The organism is Brevundimonas sp. (genome assembly GCF_036659295.1).
Classification (GTDB): domain Bacteria; phylum Pseudomonadota; class Alphaproteobacteria; order Caulobacterales; family Caulobacteraceae; genus Brevundimonas.
Genome location: NZ_JAVXCU010000136.1, coordinates 1 through 3,963 on the forward strand (window position 1 = coordinate 1; position 3,963 = coordinate 3,963).

Consider the following 3,963-nt stretch of genomic DNA (forward strand, 5'->3'; position numbering starts at 1 on the left):
GCCCAGATCGCCCGGACGCACGCGACCGACGATGGCGTTGAAGTTCGCGCCATCGCAATAGAAATAGGCACCGGCCGCGTGGGTCAGGCGGCTGATTTCCATGATGTCGCGCTCGAACAGACCGCAGGTGTTCGGGTTGGTGACCATGATGGCCGCCACGTCCGGACCCAGCTTGCTGGCCAGATCAGCCACGTCCACGCGACCGTCATCGGTCTGGGCGACCTCGACAACGCTATAGCCCACGAAGGCGGCGGTGGCAGGGTTGGTGCCGTGGGCCGAGGTGGGCACCAGCACCTTGCGGCGCTGCTCGTGCTCGCCCTTGGCTTCGTGGGCGGCGCGGATGGCCATCAGGCCGCACAGTTCGCCGTGTGCGCCCGCCTTGGGCGACAGGGCAACCGCCGGCATGCCCGTCAGGGTGGTCAGCCAGTGCGACAGGGTGTCCATCAGCTCCAGCGCGCCTTGAACCGTCGATTGCGGTTGCAGCGGGTGGATGTCCGAGAAACCAGCCAAGCGGGCCATCTTCTCGTTCAGGCGCGGATTGTGCTTCATCGTGCACGAACCCAGCGGATAGATGGCCAGATCGATGGCGTGGTTCTTCTGGCTCAGGCGCACATAGTGGCGCATGGCTTCCGGCTCCGACAGGCCTGGCAGGCCGATCGGATCGCGACGGACCAGATCACCAAGGTCCGAACCATCGGTCTTGGCTTTCGGCAGATCGACGCCGGTCTTGCCCCAGCCTTCGCCTTCGAAGATCAGGGCCTCGTCTTGCAACAGACCGCGACCGCCGGTCAGGGTCGGGTGCTTATAGTCATTATCCGAAGCGTTCGGGGCGGTCGGACGGCCGACAGTGTTCATCGTGCTCATGTTCTCAATCTCCCCTTAGGCCGCCAGAACCTTGGCGAGCGCAGCCGCCAAAATCTTGATGTCGGCGTCCAGCGTGGTCTCGGTGGCGGCGACCAGCAGGACGTCGTCCAGACCGGCTTCCGGTGCGAGGCGGCTGTAAGGCACACCGGCCAGAATGCCGTTGGCAGCCAGTTGCTCGACCACTTCGGTGGCGTTCTTCGGCAGCTTGACCGCGAACTCGTTGAAGAAGCGCGGGGTCAGAACCTCGACACCATCAATGGCGGCCAGTGCATCACGGGTGGCCAGAGCCTTTTCGTGGTTCAGCAGGGCCAGTTGGCGTAAGCCCGTTTCACCCAGCAGGCTCATATGGATGGTGAAGGCGAGGCAGCACAGACCGGAGTTGGTGCAGATGTTCGACGTCGCCTTGTCGCGACGGATGTGTTGCTCACGGGTCGACAGCGTCAGCACAAAGCCGCGACGGCCTTCGGCATCGACGGTTTCACCGCAATAGCGGCCCGGCGTCTGGCGCAGCAGTTTTTCGCGGGTGGCGAACAGACCGATGTAAGGACCGCCATAGTTCAGGGCGTTACCGATCGACTGGCCTTCACCGGCCACGATGTCGGCACCCATTTCACCGGGCGACTTCAGCAGGCCCATCGAGACAGCCTCGGTCACGACGACGATCAGCAGCGCACCGTGGGCCTGAGCGGCCTCGGCGATCTTGGTCACGTCCGTGGCGGTGCCGAACACGTTCGGGGTCTGCACGACGACGCAAGCGGTGTCAGGGCCGATCTGGGCGATGACATCGGCTTCGGCATCAACGGCAGGGGCCAGAACTTGCGTTTCGACGCCCATGGCGTGAACCACAGTCTCGGTGGCGCGGACATAGTGCGGGTGCACACCGCCCGAGATCACAGCCTTGTTGCGGCGGGTGACGCGGGTGGCCATCAGCACGCCCTCGGCCATGGCGGTCGAACCGTCATACAGCGAGGCGTTGGCGACCGGCATACCCGTCAGGTTCGCAACCTGGGTTTGGAACTCGTACAGGTATTGCAGCGTGCCCTGCGCGATTTCCGGCTGGTACGGGGTGTACGAGGTCAGAAATTCCGAGCGCTGGATCACATGGTCCACAGTCGCCGGAATATGGTGCTTATAGGCACCGGCCCCGCAGAAGAACGGTACCGAACCGGCAGTGGCGTTCTTGGCGGCCATAGCGGACAGGGCGCGTTCTACCTCCAGCTCGCCCGCAACGCGCGGCAGGTCCACAGGGGCGTTCAGGCGGGCCGCTTCGGGCACATCCACAAACAGGTCATCGATAGACTTGGCGCCGATCGCGGCCAGCATGGCCTCGCGATCATCGGCGGTCAGAGGGAGGTAACGCATGGTCAGTTCCGATCCGTCCGGCTTTGGGCCGGATTAGTGGGAAGGGGTAAAAGCAAGCCCGCTCCGGCAGGGCCGAAGCGGGCGAAAGTCTTAGAGGGTCGCGAGGAAGGCGTCGTAAGCCGCCTTGTCCATCAGGCCGTCCAGCTGTGAAGCGTCCGAGACCTTGATCTTGGCGAACCAGCCTTCGCCTTCCGGCGAGGCGTTTACGGTTTCCGGTGCGTCGGCGAGGGCTTCGTTGGCCTCGACCACTTCGCCCGATACCGGAGCGTAAACGTCCGAAGCGGCCTTGACCGATTCAACAACGGCGAAGCTGTCACCCTTGGCGAAGGTCTTGCCGACCTGCGGGGTTTCAACAAACACAACGTCGCCGAGGGCTTCGGCAGCGTGGGCCGAAATGCCGACCGTGGCGATATCGCCGTCCAGCGAGACCCATTCGTGATCTGTGGTGAATTTCATGGCTGATCCCTCTCAAGCCTTGGGTTTGCGATAATAGCGGGTGGGCACGAACGGCGAGGCGACGACCGTGGCGCTTGCAGGGCGACCACGGACCAACACCTGAAGCTCGGTCCCGATTTCGGTAAAGGCCGGCGGCACAAAGCCGATGGCGATCTTGTTGCCGGTCGAAGGCGAGGGGCCACCCGAGGTGACCACGCCGATGACATTGCCGTCCGCATCGGCGATTTCGGCACCTTCACGGGCCGGAGCGCCTTCCTTGACGATCAGGTTGACGCGCTTGCGCGACGGACCCTCGGCCAGTTCCTTCAGGATGCGCTCGGCACCCGGGAAATCGGCGGCTTCCTTGCGCGACTTGGACAGCACAAACGCCAGATCCGTTTCCACCGGCGAGGTGGTCGCGTCCATGTCGTGACCGTGCAGCGGCAGACCGGCTTCCAGACGAAGGCTGTCACGCGCACCCAGACCGATCGGCTTGACGCGCTCGTCACCCAGAAGGGTGTTCCACACACGCTCTGCATCGGCGTTCGGCACCGAGATTTCAAAGCCGTCCTCGCCCGTATAGCCCGAGCGCGAAACGATGCAGTTGGTGCCGAAAATGTTCAGCCAGTTGACGTCCATAAAGGCCATCTCGGCCACGGCAGGCTCGAAGACCGACAGAACGGCCACGGCTTCCGGACCCTGCAACGCCATCAGCGCGCGGTCGGCGAGGATTTCCAGCTTGGCATCGCCTGCCAGATTGGCGTTCAGATAGGCAAAGTCGGCATCCTTGTTGCCCGCGTTCACAACGACATACAGACCGTCATGGTCGGGCTTGCCCGCCATCAGGTCATCCATGATGCCGCCATTGTCGTTCAGCAGGTGGGTATATTTCTGCTTGTGGTCCTTGACGATCTTGTAGTCGCCCGGAACGAAACGCTCGAACTGGGTGATAGCGTCCTGACCGGTGATCTTGGCCTGACCCATGTGCGACACGTCAAACAGACCCGCATGTTCGCGCGTCCAGCGATGCTCGGCCAGCACGCCTTCATATTGCACAGGCATGTCATAGCCGCCGAAACCGACCATACGCGCTCCCAGCGCACGGTGGGCCGCGTTAAGCGGGGTGGTTTTCAGGATCTCGTCGCTCATAAGGCGCACTCCGGAGTCGCGTCATCACGGCAAAGGCCTTGCCGTCCGCGCCCCCGCTGTCCTTGATGCCTGAGAGATTCCGATCAACCCGGGGGACAGGCGACCTTGCTCCTTCGGCGCGCTCTCGGACCCCTCGTGACCCTAAAGCGACTT

4 protein-coding genes and 1 riboswitch are annotated in these 3,963 nt (G+C 63.4%); all 4 genes read right to left on the reverse strand.

The annotated features are described in order from the left end of the window. Positions 1 to 864 (reverse strand): aminotransferase class V-fold PLP-dependent enzyme (locus RSB01_RS13710; RefSeq protein WP_332625699.1); only part of this gene is annotated, 864 nt, incomplete at its 3' end. A gap of 15 nt (positions 865 to 879) precedes the next feature. Beyond that, on the reverse strand, positions 880 to 2,226 hold the full coding sequence (gene gcvPA / locus RSB01_RS13715) for an aminomethyl-transferring glycine dehydrogenase subunit GcvPA (protein WP_332592078.1): 1,347 nt from the start codon (positions 2,224 to 2,226) through the stop codon (positions 880 to 882). Between the two features lie 90 nt (positions 2,227 to 2,316). After that, positions 2,317 to 2,682 carry a glycine cleavage system protein GcvH gene (gene gcvH / locus RSB01_RS13720; protein WP_332619486.1) on the reverse strand — a complete coding sequence of 122 codons (366 nt, stop codon included), beginning with the start codon at positions 2,680 to 2,682 and terminating at the stop codon, positions 2,317 to 2,319. A 12-nt stretch (positions 2,683 to 2,694) separates the two neighbouring features. Then, positions 2,695 to 3,810 (reverse strand): glycine cleavage system aminomethyltransferase GcvT, encoded by a 1,116-nt coding sequence (gene gcvT / locus RSB01_RS13725; protein WP_332591175.1) that lies wholly within the window; start codon positions 3,808 to 3,810, stop codon positions 2,695 to 2,697. Between the two features lie 46 nt (positions 3,811 to 3,856). After that, positions 3,857 to 3,963, reverse strand: a riboswitch (glycine riboswitch). This riboswitch is flagged as partial in the annotation.